This is a genomic window from Wolbachia endosymbiont (group A) of Conops quadrifasciatus (genome assembly GCF_964027015.1).
Classification (GTDB): domain Bacteria; phylum Pseudomonadota; class Alphaproteobacteria; order Rickettsiales; family Anaplasmataceae; genus Wolbachia.
Genome location: NZ_OZ034722.1, coordinates 274,481 through 292,498 on the forward strand (window position 1 = coordinate 274,481; position 18,018 = coordinate 292,498).

Annotated in this window: 16 protein-coding genes; 6 read left to right on the top strand and 10 right to left on the bottom strand. The window is 35.4% G+C overall.

The window, feature by feature from the left end:
* Nucleotides 1-37: 37 nt before the first annotated feature.
* Entirely contained in the window at nt 38-793 is a 756-nt protein-coding gene (locus AAGD69_RS01390) for an ankyrin repeat domain-containing protein (protein ID WP_341812323.1), read from the bottom strand.
* 156 nt (nt 794-949) lie between these two features.
* Here AAGD69_RS01390 and gltX point away from each other — a divergent pair, with 156 nt between their 5' ends.
* On the top strand, nt 950-2,302 hold the full coding sequence (gene gltX / locus AAGD69_RS01395) for a glutamate--tRNA ligase (protein WP_341812324.1): 1,353 nt from the start codon (nt 950-952) through the stop codon (nt 2,300-2,302).
* Between the two features lie 707 nt (nt 2,303-3,009).
* Here gltX and purH read toward each other — a convergent pair.
* The 3 genes from purH to AAGD69_RS01410 all read right to left on the bottom strand — a co-directional run bounded on the left by purH (nt 3,010) and on the right by AAGD69_RS01410 (nt 5,718).
* Nucleotides 3,010-4,521, bottom strand: a complete 1,512-nt coding sequence (purH, locus tag AAGD69_RS01400; RefSeq protein ID WP_341812325.1) for a bifunctional phosphoribosylaminoimidazolecarboxamide formyltransferase/IMP cyclohydrolase — start codon at nt 4,519-4,521, stop codon at nt 3,010-3,012.
* 95 nt (nt 4,522-4,616) lie between these two features.
* The gene (locus AAGD69_RS01405) at nt 4,617-5,429 is read right to left on the bottom strand and encodes a transposase family protein (RefSeq protein ID WP_410529859.1); all 813 of its coding nucleotides are present in this window, start codon (nt 5,427-5,429) and stop codon (nt 4,617-4,619) included.
* A 76-nt stretch (nt 5,430-5,505) separates the two neighbouring features.
* Entirely contained in the window at nt 5,506-5,718 is a 213-nt protein-coding gene (locus tag AAGD69_RS01410; protein WP_341812298.1) for a hypothetical protein, read from the bottom strand.
* Nucleotides 5,719-6,258: 540 nt separating this feature from the next.
* Here AAGD69_RS01410 and ltrA point away from each other — a divergent pair.
* Nucleotides 6,259-7,560, top strand: a complete 1,302-nt coding sequence (ltrA, locus tag AAGD69_RS01415) for a group II intron reverse transcriptase/maturase (protein ID WP_341811720.1) — start codon at nt 6,259-6,261, stop codon at nt 7,558-7,560.
* Between the two features lie 462 nt (nt 7,561-8,022).
* Here ltrA and holA read toward each other — a convergent pair whose 3' ends face one another.
* The 5 genes from holA to AAGD69_RS01440 form a co-directional block, all read right to left on the bottom strand.
* Entirely contained in the window at nt 8,023-9,039 is a 1,017-nt protein-coding gene (gene holA / locus AAGD69_RS01420; RefSeq protein ID WP_341812327.1) for a DNA polymerase III subunit delta, read from the bottom strand.
* 5 nt (nt 9,040-9,044) lie between these two features.
* On the bottom strand, nt 9,045-9,230 hold the full coding sequence (locus tag AAGD69_RS01425; RefSeq protein WP_341812328.1) for a hypothetical protein: 186 nt from the start codon (nt 9,228-9,230) through the stop codon (nt 9,045-9,047).
* 131 nt (nt 9,231-9,361) lie between these two features.
* Nucleotides 9,362-10,171 (bottom strand): metal ABC transporter permease, encoded by an 810-nt coding sequence (locus AAGD69_RS01430; RefSeq protein ID WP_341812329.1) that lies wholly within the window; start codon nt 10,169-10,171, stop codon nt 9,362-9,364.
* Nucleotide 10,172: 1 nt separating this feature from the next.
* The gene (locus AAGD69_RS01435; protein WP_341812330.1) at nt 10,173-10,538 is read right to left on the bottom strand and encodes an Mth938-like domain-containing protein; all 366 of its coding nucleotides are present in this window, start codon (nt 10,536-10,538) and stop codon (nt 10,173-10,175) included.
* Nucleotides 10,539-10,542: 4 nt separating this feature from the next.
* A complete protein-coding gene (locus AAGD69_RS01440; protein WP_341812331.1) occupies nt 10,543-11,409 on the bottom strand; it encodes a 4-(cytidine 5'-diphospho)-2-C-methyl-D-erythritol kinase in 867 nt (288 codons plus the stop codon).
* Nucleotides 11,410-11,490: 81 nt separating this feature from the next.
* Here AAGD69_RS01440 and AAGD69_RS01445 point away from each other — a divergent pair, with 81 nt between their 5' ends.
* Nucleotides 11,491-14,736 carry a UvrD-helicase domain-containing protein gene (locus tag AAGD69_RS01445; protein ID WP_341812333.1) on the top strand — a complete coding sequence of 1,082 codons (3,246 nt, stop codon included), beginning with the start codon at nt 11,491-11,493 and terminating at the stop codon, nt 14,734-14,736.
* 52 nt (nt 14,737-14,788) lie between these two features.
* On the opposite strand, the gene radC is transcribed toward AAGD69_RS01445, so the two are convergent.
* Nucleotides 14,789-15,463 (bottom strand): RadC family protein, encoded by a 675-nt coding sequence (radC, locus tag AAGD69_RS01450; RefSeq protein ID WP_341812624.1) that lies wholly within the window; start codon nt 15,461-15,463, stop codon nt 14,789-14,791.
* Nucleotides 15,464-16,116: 653 nt separating this feature from the next.
* Here radC and AAGD69_RS01455 point away from each other — a divergent pair.
* From AAGD69_RS01455 to AAGD69_RS01465, 3 genes are all read left to right on the top strand, one after another.
* Nucleotides 16,117-17,223, top strand: a complete 1,107-nt coding sequence (locus AAGD69_RS01455; RefSeq protein WP_341812334.1) for a D-alanyl-D-alanine carboxypeptidase family protein — start codon at nt 16,117-16,119, stop codon at nt 17,221-17,223.
* 126 nt (nt 17,224-17,349) lie between these two features.
* Nucleotides 17,350-17,646 (top strand): DMT family transporter, encoded by a 297-nt coding sequence (locus AAGD69_RS01460; RefSeq protein ID WP_264735666.1) that lies wholly within the window; start codon nt 17,350-17,352, stop codon nt 17,644-17,646.
* 15 nt (nt 17,647-17,661) lie between these two features.
* A complete protein-coding gene (locus AAGD69_RS01465; protein ID WP_341812335.1) occupies nt 17,662-18,006 on the top strand; it encodes a multidrug efflux SMR transporter in 345 nt (114 codons plus the stop codon).
* The last annotated feature ends 12 nt before the right edge of the window (nt 18,007-18,018 follow it).

Consider the following 18,018-nt stretch of genomic DNA (forward strand, 5'->3'; position numbering starts at 1 on the left):
TTCCTATATAATTGCCTGCAAGTAATTTCTAGCTTCATCAAACACCCAAACCTTCTCCTGCAAGTTGTACATTAGTTTCCACTAAAGTGCTTTCGTTATGCAAGGCATGTATCTCGTTACATGCCTTAACTGACAGGTATGTGACTCCGCCAGAAGCTATTGCAACCATCGAGCTTAGTGCAAAAGTCTGAGAAGATAGATACAGAAAATATAAAGATAAACACAATGCAGCAATACACGCTATAGCCCCTACTATATATAAACACAGGTGAAACTTCTGATTACATATAAAGCTGTCTTTTATGTCTGCGATTTGCTTAATTTCTTTCTGTTGTGCAGCATCTAAGTAATAAAGAGGAGTTTCCCTTTTCTTATTAAAAGCATGGTCTTTACTGCAGAGCGCATCTTTAATATATTTTTTATTACATTTGAGTTCCTCTTTCAATCTGCTTACTTCTTTCCGATATCCAGCTTCTTCTGCTTTTGTAATTTTGTTATCAGCTTCCGTCTCTAAGTAATGCACAATCTCTTTTACTGCAGGCAGCAAAATCCCACTCCTTGCTGCTTCATGAAATGGATTATTTCCATATTCATTATGCGCAGTTACAGAAGGAATGTTCTTCCTGCAAATGTCTAGAAATTTATCTTTGTTTTGTATTTTTGCAGCTAGATGCAAGAGATTATCTGCCTGTACTATTTGTCTTGTTTTATCAAATGGGCCGGTGTAACGCCAGCTGACATTAGCTTCATTAACTGAGAGAAATTTTTTTATCTCATCTGTAGATCCGATCATAACATACCTAACTATTAACCAACACTAAATTATACAGCACGATTTATTAAAAATAAATAAAATTTAATCTCTCAGGATAAATAATTTATAGTAATTCTAAATTGTTACAAACGTGGATTTTGGGTATAATAGCCTATACTTTACTGTAACAATAACATGCCAGACGTAGTCACTAGATTCGCTCCATCACCAACAGGGTTTTTGCACATTGGAGGGGCTCGTACTGCGTTATTTAATTGGCTCTACGCGAGGCACCATGGTGGCAGGTTTTTGCTAAGGATTGAGGACACCGACAGAAAACGTTTAACACAAGAAGCAATTGATGCAATTATAGAAGGGCTAAAATGGCTCGGTGTGAGTTATGATGGAGAAATAGTATATCAGTCAAAAAGAATAGAGCGGCATAAAGAAGTAGCAAACCTTTTAGTTGAGAAGGGTAGGGCGTATCACTGTTATTGCCCTGAGACAGAAGGGAAAATAAAAGCGAGAGAAGAAGGAAAAATATATAAGCACAAATGTATTAGTGTGACATCAAACGTAAAGCCTGTTGTCCGCTTTAAAGTGCCAGACTCGCAAGAGATCGTCATTGATGATAAAATATACGGCCAAATCAAAGTAAGTAGCGAGCAGCTTGATGATATAGTGATCTTACGCTCTGATAACACTCCAACATATATTTTTGCCGTAGTGGTTGACGATCATGATGCTGGAATAACTGATGTAATACGTGGCTCTGACCATCTCACTAATACCTTTAAACACCTGCTAATATACCAGGCTCTTGATTTTGACATTCCACGCTTTGCACATGTGCCGCTTATCCATGGGGAAGATGGGAATAAGCTATCCAAAAGGCATGGTGCCACAAGTGTTTGCGATTATGAAAAGATGGGAATATTGCCAAAAGCGATGCGTAATTACTTGCTGAGACTTGGCTGGAGTCACGGCAACGATGAGATTATTAGCGATGAGCAAGCAATAGAGTGGTTTAATTTAGAAAGTATTGGTCGTTCACCTGCACGGCTCGATTTCAAAAAACTGGAGCATTTGAATAACCACTATATTAGTAATATGAACAATGAAGATATTCTGACTCTAATGCTTAGAGAAAATACTCTAACTGACAAAAAAAAGGGCTATTTACTGCAGGGACTGAAAGAGCTGAAAAAAAGAGCAAACTACCTGACCGAATTATTGGATTTAGCAAAATTTTATATTCAAGATCCGCCACTTGATTTAAGTGAAGAAGCTTGTCAAATTGTCAAATCTAACCTCAATATAATTAAGTTACTCGCATCATTTCTGTCAAAGATCGGTGATGAAAATTGGAATAAGGGTTTTTTATCTTCTCAGATCAAGGAATGTGCAAAATCACATGATATGAAAATAAGCGGTGTATACCACTCATTACGTGCCCCTATAACTGGAGTAATGGATGCACCTGGAATCATCGATATCATGGTGATTCTTGGTAAAGACGAGTGTATAAGAAGGTTACAAGCAATTTAAATGAAATAAGAAAATTCCTTGACACCCTCCGCCAGCCCCCTTATTATGATAATAAGGGTATTTATGACTCAAAACTTGTTTTTGACCTGCAGGCTCAATGACAAAATTCAGTAAAAAACTTAGGGTATTTTTTGGCGGATTACATAAAATTATAGCGGCTGCATGTCTTTTAAATTTTTTCTACATTCAGCCAAACCGCGCTTAAACTAAGCGTCAGCACATTATTACAGCGCCAATTTAAAGTATTAGAGAGTCAAAACTTGCACCACGGGAGTTCTTTGCCTTTTTTTTCTGCCTGGTAAATTTCTTAATGTTTGTAGCTAAAGCAATTTAAGAGACCGAAAATGGTGTCATTCCAGCGCGTGACGCTGGAATCTAGTCTTTATTATGCAGCCACTTATTTAAAGTTAAGTTTTCTGGATCCAAGTAGTCAGGGCACTGGGATGACACCTTGACGATTTGAAGAATCGTCATCCCGCTACGTGTTAGCGGATGAGATACCGCGGCGGTATGACGTAGAGCTCGCGTTAGCTATACTTTTATACTCACCAGCTCAGTGTCCAATCTGGATCCAAGTAGTCAGGGCACTGGGATGACAGGGGAAGGAGGCTACTTGAATGACATCCTCCCTTGTGGACTCAAATCACAACGTTCGTACAGTTATGGTGGTATGATATGGAAAAATCTCTAGCCATAAGACACAAAGCCTAATGGAAAAAACTGCGAACGCCAGTGAAAAACATAGCAATTTTATTTTCATTTGCAGCTTTTATCACATCTTGATCTTTCAGCGAGCCACCAGGCTGAATTATAGCTGTAATTCCATGTTCTGCACTTTCTACTATGCTATCTGGGAATGGAAAAAATGCATCTGAAGCAAGCACTGCACCTTTACATTTTTCACCTGCTTTTTTTACTGCAATGTTCACACTATCTATTCTGCTTGTTTGCCCTGCACCGATGCCAATAGCACAACCATCTTTTGCTATAACTATTGCGTTGGATTTCACATGTTTACATATTTTCCAGGCAAAAATAAGATCTTCCTTTTCTTTTTCTGTTGCAGTGCATTCTGTTACTTGTTCTGCTTTTATTGTGTGGTCATTATTTTCTTGCACCAAAAACCCACCAACAACATTTTTAGTTTGGTATTTCACATTTTGTTGGAAAGATTTATGAATAATCACTCTTAAATTTTTCTTTCTTTGCAAAATTTTTAGTGCTTCATTGCTGACTGAAGGTGCTATCACTACTTCCAAAAATATCTCGTTTAATTTTTCTGCTAGCTTTAAATCTATCTCCCGATTTAAAGCTACTATACCACCAAAACTGCTTACTTCATCACACGATAGGGCCTTTTCATATGCCTCCAAAGCATTATCACCAACAGCAGTGCCACATGGGTTATTGTGCTTTATTATCACTGCTGCAGGCTCTTTAAACTCAGAAATTATGTTAAGTGCGGACTCTATATCTACTATATTATTATAACTCAACTCTTTCCCATGTATTTTTTCTAGCGGATATTTGGTAAATTGATTACTATAAAATGCAGCTTTTTGATGGGGATTTTCACCATACCTGAGTTCTTGTACTTTATGTCCATATAGTGCAAAAAACTCTGGCAACTCATTATTTTTACTCTGGGATAAAAACCAACTGTGAATATTAGAATCATAGTGTGCAGTGAGAGCAAATGCTTTGGTTGCTAAATGTTTTCTATATTCCAATGTTGTTTCATTGTTATTTTTTATCATCTCAGCTTTTAGTGCTTCGTAGTCTTGAATGCTAGAAATAACTGAAGTAAAACAAAAGTTTTTTGCTGCAGCTCTAATTAACGCCACTCCGCCGATATCAATTTGTTCTATAATTTGATCTTCATTTGAGCCGCTACTTACTGTCTCCCAAAATGGGTATAGGTTAGTTATAAGCAGGCCTATTGGCTCAACACCTAGATTTTGCATTTCCGTTTTGTGCTTTTCTCTATTGCAAAGTATTCCTCCATGAATTTTAGGGTGTAAAGTTTTTACTCTACCACCCAGTATCTCTGGAAATTGTGTGTAATCTGAGACCTCTTGTGTTTTTATTCCGGCATCAGATAGTGCTTTGTAAGTATTTCCCGTTGAGAGAATTTCTATTTGTTGCTGCATTAAAAACGATGCAAAATCAATTATATTCGTTTTGTCGTATACTGATATTAAAGCTCTTTTTATTTTCATTTTTGTACAGAAAGTTTTTTAAGATTATATCTAAAGACCTGCTGAGAATCAAGCAATAAAAAGAAGGAAAGGAGGGTGACTAAAATCAAGGTTAACTAAAAGGCGTGCTTAAGATTCACAATACCAGCAATAATATTGAACCTCAGGTTGTATTTTTTCTGAAAATTGCGGTAAATATGAGACATAATCTTAAATATCTTTATCTCACGGATCTTATTTTCTACTCTCATTCTAAATGATGCTAATCTTCTATTATGCTCTTTCTGCTCTGGAGTTAATGGCTTTTTACGATACTTTTTATATGGAATTATAACATTGCTTTGCAATTTTTGCCAACCTTGATATCCAGAATCGGCATATTTTATGCTATCGATTGGTAAATATTTTTCTTGTTTCCTTATGCGAAAATCATTAATTCTACCACGATATGACTTTGACACTGATAAAATTCTTCCACCTTCTTCGATAACAATCTCAGTTTTCATAGTGTTGGTTCTTTTTTTTCCTGAATATGATTTCTTCCGTTTTTTACTATCTTCTGGTCTCTGTATTTGCTGTTCTGTAACATCAGCCAGAATCTTCAGTATTTTTTCTGGTGTCATACTTCTATCTTTTGTTATAGTAACTTTTTTGGCAAGTAATGGCTCTATTTTCTTCAGTAACCTACATACATTTGCGTTGTGCACATTGAACAGGCACCCTAAAAATCTATGTGTTATGTAAGTGCGATAGTACAAAATTACGCAAAATAACTTATCTTCTAGAGTTGGTAGTTGTGATCTTCTACCATGGCACTTTTTCTGTTTTTCAACTCTTTCCCACCCAGACCTCACTTTTTCCACTACCTTTTCGAACTCCTCTATAGTTAAACCTGTTATATTACGAAAGTTTCTTGGGTGTTTCTTCATGTTATAGTAACTAAAGCTCATTTTTTTACCTTACTCAATCTGCTTATTCTTCTTCTACTTCTCTCACATTATTTTTTCAATCACCTTTTGCAGCAGGTCTATTGTTGTGATTTGTTATGCAATCTACCAATTGACCAGAAAGAAGGGATTCACTGCTTGCATGATTATCTGCTAAAGTTACAAGGCGCCTTGACATCAAGATACTAAAAGAAGAAAAAGTAATAAACCATAAGAACAATGTATAAAAAAACATTGAATTTACATAATAGCTGGCAATAAATGCAACCATTAATAATGAAGTACCTCTGATAAAATCTTTAGAAATAATATGCAAGGTGCGCCAAGAAGTGCGTAAGGAACAGTTGGTGAAAATCTAACTCAGGTAAAGCCTAGCCAGCAATCTGGAACGAACTATTATGCTACGTAAGGTAACAAGCGTAGTAGGGCTAATAGAAGGGACAATATAGGATGCAACGAAAGTAAAGGTATTGAGTCCCGAAATTTTTGACGATATGGAGGTTGACGCTCTCTTGCAGGCGGAAGACAAAATAAGTGATAACGAAAAGGCAAGATATCACTTGCTCCATCGGGATCTAAGGCCGTGTCATGTGTTGAGATGGAACTTACGTGAACTTGGGAGATCCTTTGTATTCCCAATAGGGTACTCTAGAACAAGTCAATAAAGGCGAGGACTGGGGAAAGATACGAAGGAAGTCGGACTAACTGATAGTACTCAGAGTGTGGGAAAGCCACATACAAGGGGAAGCGGTTAGCAATATAGTAACTGGTATAGGGATTGCTATACAAATACAACAGAGATTGGAGGAATATGCAAGGAAAACTAGACCAGATAGTAGAAAGAGCGAAGCGAGATAAACGATTGAAATTCACATCGTTAGTGCATCTGATAAATGCAGAGAATCTTGCAGAGTGCTATAAGGAACTAAAACGAAACAAGGCTTGCGGTATAGACCAGGTAACAGTGGAAACTTACGGAGAAAATCTTGAAGAGAAGCTTAGAACTCTAGTGGATAGCATGAAGAAAAAGCAGTATCAACCGCAACCGGTGAAAAGGGTATATATACCAAAAACTGGGAGCAAAGAGAAACGCGGGCTCGGAATACCATCAACAGAAGATAAGTTGGTACAGATAATGTTAAAGAAGATACTAGAAAGTATTTATGAAACAAATTTTCTGGACAACTCTTATGGATTTCAACCAGGAAGAAGCTGTCATCAAGCGGTCAAAACACTGAATAAAGCAGTTATGGACAAACCAATTAATTACATTGTAGAAGTGGATATCAAGAAGTTCTATGATAATATTCAGCATAAATGGCTAATGAGATGTCTGAGAGAGAGGATAACAGACCCCAACTTATTGTGGTTAGTAAAACGGTTTCTCAAGGCAGGAATAGTTGAAGCTGGACATTATGAAGCAACCGAACAAGGTACACCACAAGGCGGTATAGTAAGCCCAATATTAGCTAAAATATACCTACATTATGTATTGGATTTGTGGTTTGAAAAGAAATTTAAACCTAGATCCAGAGTGAGTATGCAGCTAATAAGGTTTTGCGACGATTTTGTAGTGTGCTGCGAAAAGGAAGAAGATGCGAAAGAGTTCTTGGAATTGCTGAAACAAAGATTAAGAAAATTTGGATTGGAAATATCTGAAAACAAAACAAGAATAGTAAAGTTTGGCAAGAGAGAATGGTATCAAGCAGAAAGAGAGAAACGAAGAAAGAATAGCTTCAAATTTCTTGGATTTACCCATTATTGTGGAAAGAGTCGTAATGGTAGACTAATGATAAAACAGAAAACTGTAAAAACAAGTCTAGCCAGAAAGATTAAAGAAATCAAAGAATGGATGAAGAGAATTCGAAATCACGATCGTCTTAAAGAATGGTGGCAGAAACTCAAAACTAAACTAACAGGACACTATAGCTATTTCGGAATTAGCGGAAATTATCGATGTTTAAGTCAATTCTATCGATCGATAACAAGGCTAGCATTTAAGTGGATAAACCGACGTAGTCAAAAGAGAAGTATGAAGTGGGAGCAATTCAACCATTACTTACTAGTCAATCCACTACCAAAGCCAAAAATACACTATTCTTTATATACATGAGAGCGAATGCTATGAATGCTATTATTGTGGAGCCGTGTGCGGGAAAGCTGCATGCAAGGTTCTTGTGGGGAAGTTATAAGAACAAAACTCAAACAAGAGGTATAGGACTATGACTTCTACCGAACAAAATATTAATAATTATACACTATTATTAACAATTATTCAACCATATTTTTGAAGATAGCTATAGCTATGCTGCCGCGGTATCTCTTAGCATAGATCCCGCTAACAAGTAGCGGGATGACGAGGTTATCGTCATGCCGCCGCGAACCGTCATACCGCCGCGGTATCTCATCCGCTAACTAGTAGCGGAATGACGGTTTTTCAAATTGTCGGTAAATCTAAGTCAGTTTAGCTATAGGCAGCAATTTTCTGTATTTATTTTAAATTGAAGAAAGCTCAAATGAAAGATCGTGTTTTGCTAAAAATCACAGAATGCAGTCTGGTTACACCTTATCTTTGTTAGCTATAGCAAGTAATTGTATTTGTAATATGACAAATCACCTGCTGAAAAATCATTTTATGATCTAAATCAGTTTTTTTACAGGTAACTTCTAAGCTTATCAATTCTTCCAAAATCTTTTTAAGTTCTGAAAGTTGCAAACTTTTCAAATGAGATTTAAAGCTCTGCAATTGTTTAAAAAACAATGGAGGGCTTAGCTGATCAATCGCAGCCTGCTCACTCATTCCACCTTGCACTGACAGCAAAACGTTTTCAAGGCGTAGGAAATAATTTGATATAATGCGAATTAGCGCTATCGGTGAAAAATTTTCTTGCGATATCAATGCATCAGAAATTCTAATGAAGCGCGACATATCTTTACTTGCTATGGCAGAGCATAGATCATCAAGTGTAGCATAGTCGTTGCCGGAAGTTGAAAAGCATAATTCTATATCAGTAAGTTTTAGGTCTTTTCTCTTCCCTAAGTACAAAACTAACTTCTCAAGTTCTGAACATATAGGCAGCTTGCTATGATTAAAGTAAGATTGCAAATGGTAGATTATCTCATTTGTGCATTTTATATCATTTTGTTTTAAGTAACTTGATATAATGTCATAAAGATTGCTGTTGCTGTCCTTATAGCAAGCAATCACACCAAAAATTTTTGAACTCTCCATATAACTTTTAGTCGCAGAATTATATGGAAGATCACTTGCTACCATCATTACATAGTGACCACTTGCGTTATAATCCAATACGTTTTTTAACTCTTTGGATATACCTCCACTCACATTTATCAGCTTAATTAATTTTTTGCTGGTAAACATCGAAATGTTTGCCAATTCAGAAAACAGTAAACCGGGTGACTTATTCACTATTGCAAAATCCATCACCTGAACTGAATACTCATCCAAATTGGCAATTATTTCTTGTACATAAAAACCAACCCTACTGTTATCACTTCCATGAATTAACACACCACTTAAAGCATCAGGTTTCTCTAGGAATTTTTTAACTTTGGATGGTATGACCCTCATGCCATCTATATGATATCATTCTCATTTGATTGTATATGAGTATCCAAAGACTCTGAGCTTTCTTGTACAATATCATCTGCCGTACTCTGCACATCATCTGACGCATCCTTCCTCCAAAAAGAAGCACACTTATTATAAAAATTTTTCATAGGTTGTACTATATATTTAGAAAAAAATCTTTCTTCGCTCATATTGCTTACTCCATAAAACTAACAGATTATCATTAGCACATAAACAATAATATAGCAAAGACTGTTTTGTGCTAAGATGGTGATGTTTTATAATGAGTGTATTACAAAATTATTAACATTCGAGACTAAAATCAAGCCAACCTGCTTAATACTAACCTTATAAAATAAGCGATAATTAAATATACGGCTGCAACAAGTATAATTGCAGGTCCAGTTAACAAATCAAAACTTGCAGATAACATCAGACCTGATATCCCAGAAATCACAGAAAAAACTGTTGCAACAATAATCATCTGCATTGGAGTTTTCGAAATGAGCCTTGCAGATGCTGCTGGTATTAGCAAAAATGCAGCAATGAGTAATATTCCTATTAATTGGGCAGCAATTGCTATAAATATAGCAAGAGTGATTAAAAATTCTAGTCTAACAAAATTAACATTAATCTTCTCAACTACTGCTAAATCTTGATTAATTGAAATCATTAACCAATAACGCCATCTAAATATTAATATCAAAGTAACTATTAAAGAGATTAAAAAAATCAATATTATATCACTTTGATCGAGCGTTAATATATCACCAAACAGTGAGCTAATAATACTATTATTGCCCGATGGAAGAAAAGACATAAGTATTAAACTCGATGATAAAACTACATTAGTAACAATGTTCAATATCGTATCAGCAGAATATAATCTGTTAAAATTAAGAGAAAGTAGTATAGCAAATGTAATTGCAATGAGCATTATGCTAAGCGATGGGCTAATCTTAAAGATTAAAGCAAGTGCAACACCAAGCAACGAAGAATGGGACAAACTATCACCAAGATAAGATAACCTTTGCCATATCATAAACGATCCTAAAGCCCCTGTTACTAGGCTAATTATGACTACTGCAACTAGACTATTAATGAAAAAGTCCTGGGTAAACATTTCAAGCATGCTATATGGCTATTAGATAACTGATAACAAATCTATCTTCGGATATTAAAACGTTATGGGTTCTGCATGCTGCACCGGTTGTCATAAATTCAAAATTTAAACCTTTTTGTTCCATAAGATAGGACTTCACTGAAGAACTTAGTATATTGCGTGTTTTACCAGTACCTATTATCAAAATTTCTATTTCCTCTGTTAAAAAAGATTTAAAATGTTCCTTGCTATTTATATCACTTTCTTTCAATTTAATCACCTTTTCAGGAAAAACTATAATTGAGCCGAAATATTCTCTATTATTCACCAAAAATTTTCCTTCCCTGTAACCATTTATAAGATTTTTATTCTCGGAAATTAAGGGAGTTATATCCATAAAGTCAAACTATTAATTGAGTCTCACATACCCACCATTCTGGTTGCTTTTCTTTGATATTAAATGCAGCAGCTTTTGCATTTTCCTCACTATCGAATATTCCAAAGCATGATACACCACTGCCTGACATGCGAGAAAGTATAGAGCCTTCTTGTGACTCAAGTGTTGATATCACATCCTGAATTTCAGGTACAAGACTTACTGCTATCTCTTGAAGATCGTTTCTCTTCTCTTTAAGAAGCTTCAACAAATCCTTTTCAGCGTCATCGCTCCATTTAATTGGCTCAGAAAATTCTCCTTCATGTTTGGAAAATACCTCTAGTGTGCTCAAAAACTTTTTTTTCGGCTTCACTAGTACTATATTTGTGGGTAGAGAGAATTTTTTTATGGGACACAACTCTTCACCAATACCTCTAACAAAAACTGGCTTGCTATCTATACTCGCAGGAACATCAGCACCAACGCTTAAAGCTATTTCATTTAAAATCGTCCTATCAATCTTCCACAGCTTCCCTAGCGTACGTACCACAGCTCCAGCATCTGAGGAGCCACTGCCCAAACCCGCAGCAATTGGTATATTTTTCACAACCTTTACAATGACTTTAGTTCGCGCAGGAGCATATCTAAGCAATAGATTAACTGCTCTCATTACGGTGTTGTACCTGTTATTAATTCTAAGTTCGGAATTTACAAATTCAACTGTAGAGTTATCGTATCTAGAATACTTCTCACCTACTTTTATTTCCAAAAAATTAGAAAGATTAGCAAAGACAAATAAACCTTCAATCAAGTGATATCCTGTTTCCTTCTTATTTACAACATGCAAAAAAAGATTGATTTTTGCAGGCGCCTTTACACAAAAACTTTTCATTATATATCTTCACTAAGACTATTTTTACATTATATGTATAATGCTATTTTAGTCAACTTCTATAAGGTTTTCGCACTTCTGATGAGAAAAAATGCCATAAATCCTAATTTCTCTGTATGGGTAAATGCGTCCGCTGGTACAGGCAAAACAAAAATCTTAATAGACAGAGTATTGAGACTTTTATTAGAAAACAAAAGAAATATTCTCTGCTTAACGTTCACCAATGCTGCAGCAAATGAGATGGAGAATCGTGTTCACAGCATACTCAGTAAGTGGGCAATATGCTCAGAGAGTGTGTTGATAGCAGATTTAGAACAATTAGATTTCTTTCCGATGTCATCCCAGCACCCCTATTTGTCATCCCAGTGTTCGACCAGAGAAAATAAAGATTATTTAACAAGAGCGAGAAGGCTTTTCTCTGAATTGGAAAATCTTGGTCTAACTATACAAACCATACACGCTTTCTGTTACAAATTAATTTCCAACTTTCCCATAGAAGCTGGCATCGCCCCAAATTGTACGCTAAGTGAATGTAAAGAATTACATTCCATCATATTCAATAAAGTGCTTCATAACGAAACTGTGCAGGATGATATCAACCTTATTGCAACTGAAATTGATGAAAATAAACTACGCGATTTGCTTTATACTTTATGTATAAAAAGATCGATATCAGAAAATGATTCAGAATATATCAAAGATAAACTCAGTGCTCCAGATGAAATTCATGACTTACAGAGTGAAACGACTGAGCACATAAAAAGATTAGCCGAGATATTAAGTGAAGGCAGTAAAAGAGATCAGAGTTATAGTGCAATGCTCTATGATTGGTGTGACAGCACAAAGCCATCTGTCATCCCAACATCGCTCCCCGTCATCCAAGTAGCTGACACTGGGATCCAGAAGAAAAGAAGTGTAGATTCCAGCGTCACGCGCTGGAATGACACTAAAGTAGAAAACCTAGTCAAGGTCTTTTTAAAATCGGAATCAAACGAAAAAAAGAGCATATCATCCATTGCAACAAAAAGTACTTTGGAAAAATTTAGAGATGCAGAGCAAATAATAGAGAGCGTTCAGAATGTAGTGTTTACTCATATAAAAGACATGAACTCTTATCAAATATTCAAGAGAACCAGTAGCTTACTTGGTATATTTAAAGTATATGTTGATCTATACAGTAGCGAAAAATCAAAAAACGCACTGCTTGACTACAATGATATAATTGGCTTAGCAACAAATCTTCTCAGCAATCCAAACTACAAAGATTGGATATTGTTTAACTTGGATCAAAAAATAGATCACATCCTTGTTGACGAGGCACAAGACAATAGCATCAGCCAGTGGAAAATTATAACAAATCTCTGCGATGAATTTTTTGCCGGTAATGATGAAAAGCGAACCTTATTTGTAGTTGGTGACGTAAAACAATCCATATACAGATTTCAAGGAGCAAATCCCCATCTATTCAACTACATGCAACAATACTTTCATACGAAAACTGGTGGCAGAGATTGGATATCATGCCAACTTGAAAAGTCATTTCGTTCAACCCCAGAAGTTTTAATGCTTGTAGATAGAATATTTAATAACTTCCGCGCAGAAATATCTTTTGTTGATAATGAAATAAAACATGTTCCACATAGAGAAAATGATCAAGGATATATTGAAATTTGGCCAGCGTTACCAAAGTGTAAAGAGAAAGAACAGCGAGCTTTACAAATTCCTCTGACATGCAGGGAAAATTATATAATAACAGACCGATTACTTGCTCAAACAATAGCCAACAGAATTCACAATTGGTTAAACGAAGGGCGGATTTTAGTCGCTAAAGATCGCTATATAGAGCCAAGGGACATTGTGATTCTGTTACGGCAACGAAACGTGTTAGTTGATTACATAATAAGCGAACTTAAAAAAGCAAACGTGCCAGTTGTAGGCCGAGATTATTTTAGAATTATGGACTATATAGCCGTGCAGGACTTAATAGCTTTGGCCGAATTTTTACTCCTCCAGGCAAATGATCTAGCTCTTGCAAATGCTTTAAAATCACCACTATTTAATTTTACCGAGAATGATTTATTTAACATTGCATATGATCGTAAAGAGCATTCACTATGGGAAAGAATTCAGGATTATTCTGTGGTTATCTATAGTGAATTAAACTATCTCATTAACTTATCTCGCATAGAGTCTCCTCTTGCACTATTTACACATATATTGCGTACAGGTAAGAAGAAATTTGCTGCAAGGCTAGGTCTTGAGTGCTTCGAGGTTCTAGACGAATTTATGAACCTTGTGTTGCAATTTGAAAACCCATCTCTTCAAGCGTTTGTTCAGTGGATCAAGGAAAATAACCCGGAGATTAAGAATGATATGCAATCAGAACGCAATGCTGTGCGAATAATGACAATTCACAAATCAAAAGGTCTGCAAGCTCCCATAGTATTTTTGGTTGATACAAACACAGTGCCAAGAAACAGTGAAAGCATTATCTTTGATGGAACGGAAGTGCCATTTTGGTGTGGAAAAAACAATAACGCTTATTGTGATCAAGTAAAAAGAGAGAAAAAACTAGAGGATTATAACGAATATTTGCGTTTATTATACGTAGCACTCACACGTGCTGAAGATGAGTTATACATCTTAAGTAAAGAGCCAGTGCAAAAGGGCTCTTGGTATGATCTAATCACTCAGTATGGAGAACCATATGAAAAGAAACAATCATACTTACAGCCAATATTTAAAGAAAAAGTTGAAGTGCTATGTGTGAACGCAAACTACCCTTACATTTATAAAAAACGTGATTATTTTGACGTTCCAGTCATTTCGCTTCCGCCAGCTTTAAGAGAAGTTGTTGTAATTGAAGAAGAGAGTAAACAAGAAGAAGGATTTACCCGAGGAAAAATCATTCACAGCATATTGCAGTATATGCCCAAGATAGAAAAAGAAAGGAGAAAAAACTGGGTCAGAAAATATCTTGACAATATAAACACCAGTGAAGATAAGGATGAAATTTACAGTAAAATATTGGCCTTTAATGAAAAATATGGTTATTTGTTTGACTTAGAAGACAAATCAGAGATTACACTGAGTGGAATAATCTATGGCGAACCAGTATTAGTACGACTAGATAGGTTATGCATAACGCAAGATAAAGCGATCATAATTGACTACAAATCACACCGTAACGTTTCTGTTTCCTTATTAAATGAAATAAAAAAGCAAATGCTGACCTATAAAACCTTAGTACAAGAAATATATCCAAACAAGCAAGTAGAGTGTGTGGTTATTTGGGTGGAAGATTTAACCATTCAATCTGACCTTTAACGAAACTTGATTACAAGAGTGCAATAAAAAGGATTTCAAAATCTACAAGCTTTCACAACAACCTATTTTCCTTGAAACTAAAATAGCTACTGAATGTAATAATAATGTGGTCTATTAATTCTATTCCTATACTTTGGCAAGCTTCTGCTAGTTGCCTAGTGAGAGATATATCGCTATTTGAAGGTTGTGTATCTCTGCTTGGATGATTGTGAGATATTACAATGGATGTTGAACTAATCAAAAGTGCGCGCTTGATGATCTCTCTGACATAAAGAGGGGTTTGATCTACTGTACCAACGTTTTGCAGGTCTTCCGCTATTAGACGATACTTTTTATTCATATAGATGACGCGAAAATTTTCCTTATTGAGGCTTCCTATGCTTATTCTTAAATAATCAAGCAATTTTTCCCAGTTATCGATTATAGGCAGGTCTTTTATTTCTTCTCTTGCAGAACGAACAAAGGCTTGTTTCACACAAAAGATGGCAGATATTGCTGCATTGCTGACACCATCAACATTTTGCAGTGCTTCCAGGTCAGCATTAAAAACTTTATTCAAACTGCCAAAATTTTCTATCAAACTCTTTGCTATCGGCTTTACATCAATTCTACTGTATGCTGAATATAAAATGTGCTCTAAAACTTCATAATCAAGTAATGATTGTCCATTATCTAAAATAATTTTCTCTCTTAGGCGCTTTTTATGCCCCTTTTCATAATTTTTCATCATTAGTGAATTGCTTATCTCTTGTATAATAAGAAGTTAGATTTTTAAGTAAAATATTTAATAAAGCGCATGACGCACAATTGTAAGAACATTCATTTTTAAAGACAGTAAATGGTGTCATCAAAGTAGCTGACGCGAGCTCTACATCATACTGCAATTCATTCGCGGTATCTCAGCAGATCCCGCTAACAAGCAGCGGGATGACGATTGTCAGGGTGTCATCCCAGTGCCCCTATAATGTCATCCCAGTACTGATTAGCTATAAAATTTAAGAAGATATTTAAGAAATTTACCAAGCGAAAAAAAAGGCAAAAGAAGCCCCGTGGTGCGAGTTTTGACCCTATAATAATTTAAACTGGCGCTGTAATAATGTGCTAACGCTTAAAATAAGCGCGATTTGGCTGAATGTAGAAAAAATAAAAGAGACATGCAGCCGCTATAATTTTATGTAATCCGCCAATAAATACCCTGAGTTTTTTACTGAATTTTGTCATTGAGCCTGCAGGTCAAAAACAATGAGTCATAAATACCCTTAATACTACAATAAGGGGGCTGGCAAAGCTTTTCAAGGAATTTTTATGCAAGAGATCTATTGAAATGCCCCTGTAAAATTATACTATTAATTAGTACACTGTAAATTTAAAATTATAAATATGTTAAGCAGATTGGTAATTTTGCTATTAGTTTTTATACTTCCTTTTTCTTCATACTCATACCAGTTTAGAACCAAAGCAAAGCAAGCATTAGTCTTAGATTTGGCTTCAGACTCATTCATTTTTGACCATAATTCCGATGAAAAAATGGCCCCATCTTCAATGAGCAAACTAATGACTTTATATATAGCCTTCGATTATCTAAAAGCTGGAATAATAAATATGGAGGATAAATTTCGAGTAAGCAGAAAAGCGTGGGAAAGAAAAGGCTCTTCTATGTTTTTGAAAGAAGGTCAATCCGTTACGGTGAGGGAATTACTCGAAGGAATTACAATAGTCTCAGGTAATGATGCCTGCATAACACTAGCCGAGGGTATTGCAGGATCAGAAGAGAATTTTGTGGCTGAAATGAATGAGGTTGCACAAAATTTGAACCTGAATGACAGTCATTTTGTCAACTCAAGCGGGTGGCCAGATGGAGATCATTTTATGAGCGCAAAAGACTTGGTAATGCTGGCAAAAAGGATTTTCACTGATTTTCCTGAATATTACAATTTATTTTCTGAGCAATATTTGACATATAACGAAATTGCACAAAAGAATAAAAATCTTCTACTTTTTCACGACATTGGGGTTGACGGTTTAAAAACCGGTTATACAAATGCTGGTGGTTATGGCATTGTAGCATCTGCAAAACGAAATGATAGGAGAATTTTTGCTGTCGTAAATGGTTTAGACACTGAGAAAGGGCGAATAGAAGAAGCAAAAAGACTGATACAATACTCCTTAAATCATTTTAATACTAAGAAAATATTTGCTAAAGACAGTGTAGTTGAGGAAGTAAATGTTCTCTATGGAAAAGATAAAAAAGTGCCTATTACAGTTGCAAACGATGTTACCATAACTTACAACCGCAAATTGCATGACCAAATTAAGGTGCGTATTGAATATAAAGATATGATACCTGCACCCATTAAAAAAGGTCAAGAAGTGGGCAAAGTTTTTGTAGAAATACCAGGTATTGAGCAACAAACTACACCTCTTTATGCAGCAAATGACGTACAGGAATTGAATTTCATAGAAAAGTTTTTTAGAATGTTATTTTAAGTTTAATATATTGGCTTTCAAAGCAATTTCGAAAGAGAGATCTATTGCACTTTAGTATAGCCTTAGCTAACAATTTCTGTTACAATACAAGATTGAAATGTTACGAAAATGTGCTGATTATATTTGTTGCTGTCTAGTATCCTAGAGATACTTTGGGCTGTAACGTTAAAGTTTAGTAACAGTTTTACTAAGGTTGTGCCTTCGATTGCAACATTGGTAATTATGATCATTAGCATTTATTTTTTATCTCTTGCAGCATGCTTTCTACCTATTAGAGTATGCTATGCAGTTTCCTCTGGAATATGCACAATTGGAATAACTATAATTGGTGCAACCGCTTTCACAGAGAATATTAATTTATCTCAAGTTTTATGTATCATTTTAATTGTAATAGGAACCATAGGGCTAAAGCTCTCTATTTAAACCTAAAATTTATGCATGAATTGGATATATTTACTCTTATCGTCACTAATTGAAGTGTTCTGGGTCATAACACTTAAGCATAGTTATGGATTTACTCATCTCGTACCATCAATAATTAGCATATTCTCCATGGCTCTTAGTACGTATTTACTTTCGCTCGCTATACGTTCTATACCTATCGGAGTATGCTATGCAATTTGGACTGGAGTAGGTGCTATAGGAGCTTCGATACTTGGAGTTTACCTATTTAATGAACCAGTTAATTTATTCGAAGTAATATGCTTTATTTTAGTTACATTCGGGATTATAGGATTAAAATTGTTTGATACTGCAAAACAAACTGTTGATAAAATGGAATAAGAGATCCCAAAA

Excerpts from the sequence above, each read along its gene's own strand:
- AAGD69_RS01440 (WP_341812331.1), bottom strand. The coding sequence starts at position 11,409 with ATGAAAAGTTTTTGTGTAAAGGCGCCTGCAAAAATCAATCTTTTTTTG.
- radC (WP_341812624.1), bottom strand. The coding sequence starts at position 15,463 with ATGAAAAATTATGAAAAGGGGCATAAAAAGCGCCTAAGAGAGAAAATT.
- AAGD69_RS01435 (WP_341812330.1), bottom strand. The coding sequence starts at position 10,538 with ATGGATATAACTCCCTTAATTTCCGAGAATAAAAATCTTATAAATGGT.
- AAGD69_RS01410 (WP_341812298.1), bottom strand. The coding sequence starts at position 5,718 with ATGGTTGCATTTATTGCCAGCTATTATGTAAATTCAATGTTTTTTTAT.
- AAGD69_RS01425 (WP_341812328.1), bottom strand. The coding sequence starts at position 9,230 with ATGAGCGAAGAAAGATTTTTTTCTAAATATATAGTACAACCTATGAAA.
- AAGD69_RS01455 (WP_341812334.1), top strand. The coding sequence starts at position 16,117 with ATGTTAAGCAGATTGGTAATTTTGCTATTAGTTTTTATACTTCCTTTT.
- AAGD69_RS01390 (WP_341812323.1), bottom strand. The coding sequence starts at position 793 with ATGATCGGATCTACAGATGAGATAAAAAAATTTCTCTCAGTTAATGAA.
- gltX (WP_341812324.1), top strand. The coding sequence starts at position 950 with ATGCCAGACGTAGTCACTAGATTCGCTCCATCACCAACAGGGTTTTTG.
- AAGD69_RS01430 (WP_341812329.1), bottom strand. The coding sequence starts at position 10,171 with ATGCTTGAAATGTTTACCCAGGACTTTTTCATTAATAGTCTAGTTGCA.
- AAGD69_RS01465 (WP_341812335.1), top strand. The coding sequence starts at position 17,662 with ATGAATTGGATATATTTACTCTTATCGTCACTAATTGAAGTGTTCTGG.
- purH (WP_341812325.1), bottom strand. The coding sequence starts at position 4,521 with ATGAAAATAAAAAGAGCTTTAATATCAGTATACGACAAAACGAATATA.
- holA (WP_341812327.1), bottom strand. The coding sequence starts at position 9,039 with ATGAGGGTCATACCATCCAAAGTTAAAAAATTCCTAGAGAAACCTGAT.
- AAGD69_RS01445 (WP_341812333.1), top strand. The coding sequence starts at position 11,491 with ATGAGAAAAAATGCCATAAATCCTAATTTCTCTGTATGGGTAAATGCG.
- ltrA (WP_341811720.1), top strand. The coding sequence starts at position 6,259 with ATGCAAGGAAAACTAGACCAGATAGTAGAAAGAGCGAAGCGAGATAAA.
- AAGD69_RS01405 (WP_410529859.1), bottom strand. The coding sequence starts at position 5,429 with ATGAAGAAACACCCAAGAAACTTTCGTAATATAACAGGTTTAACTATA.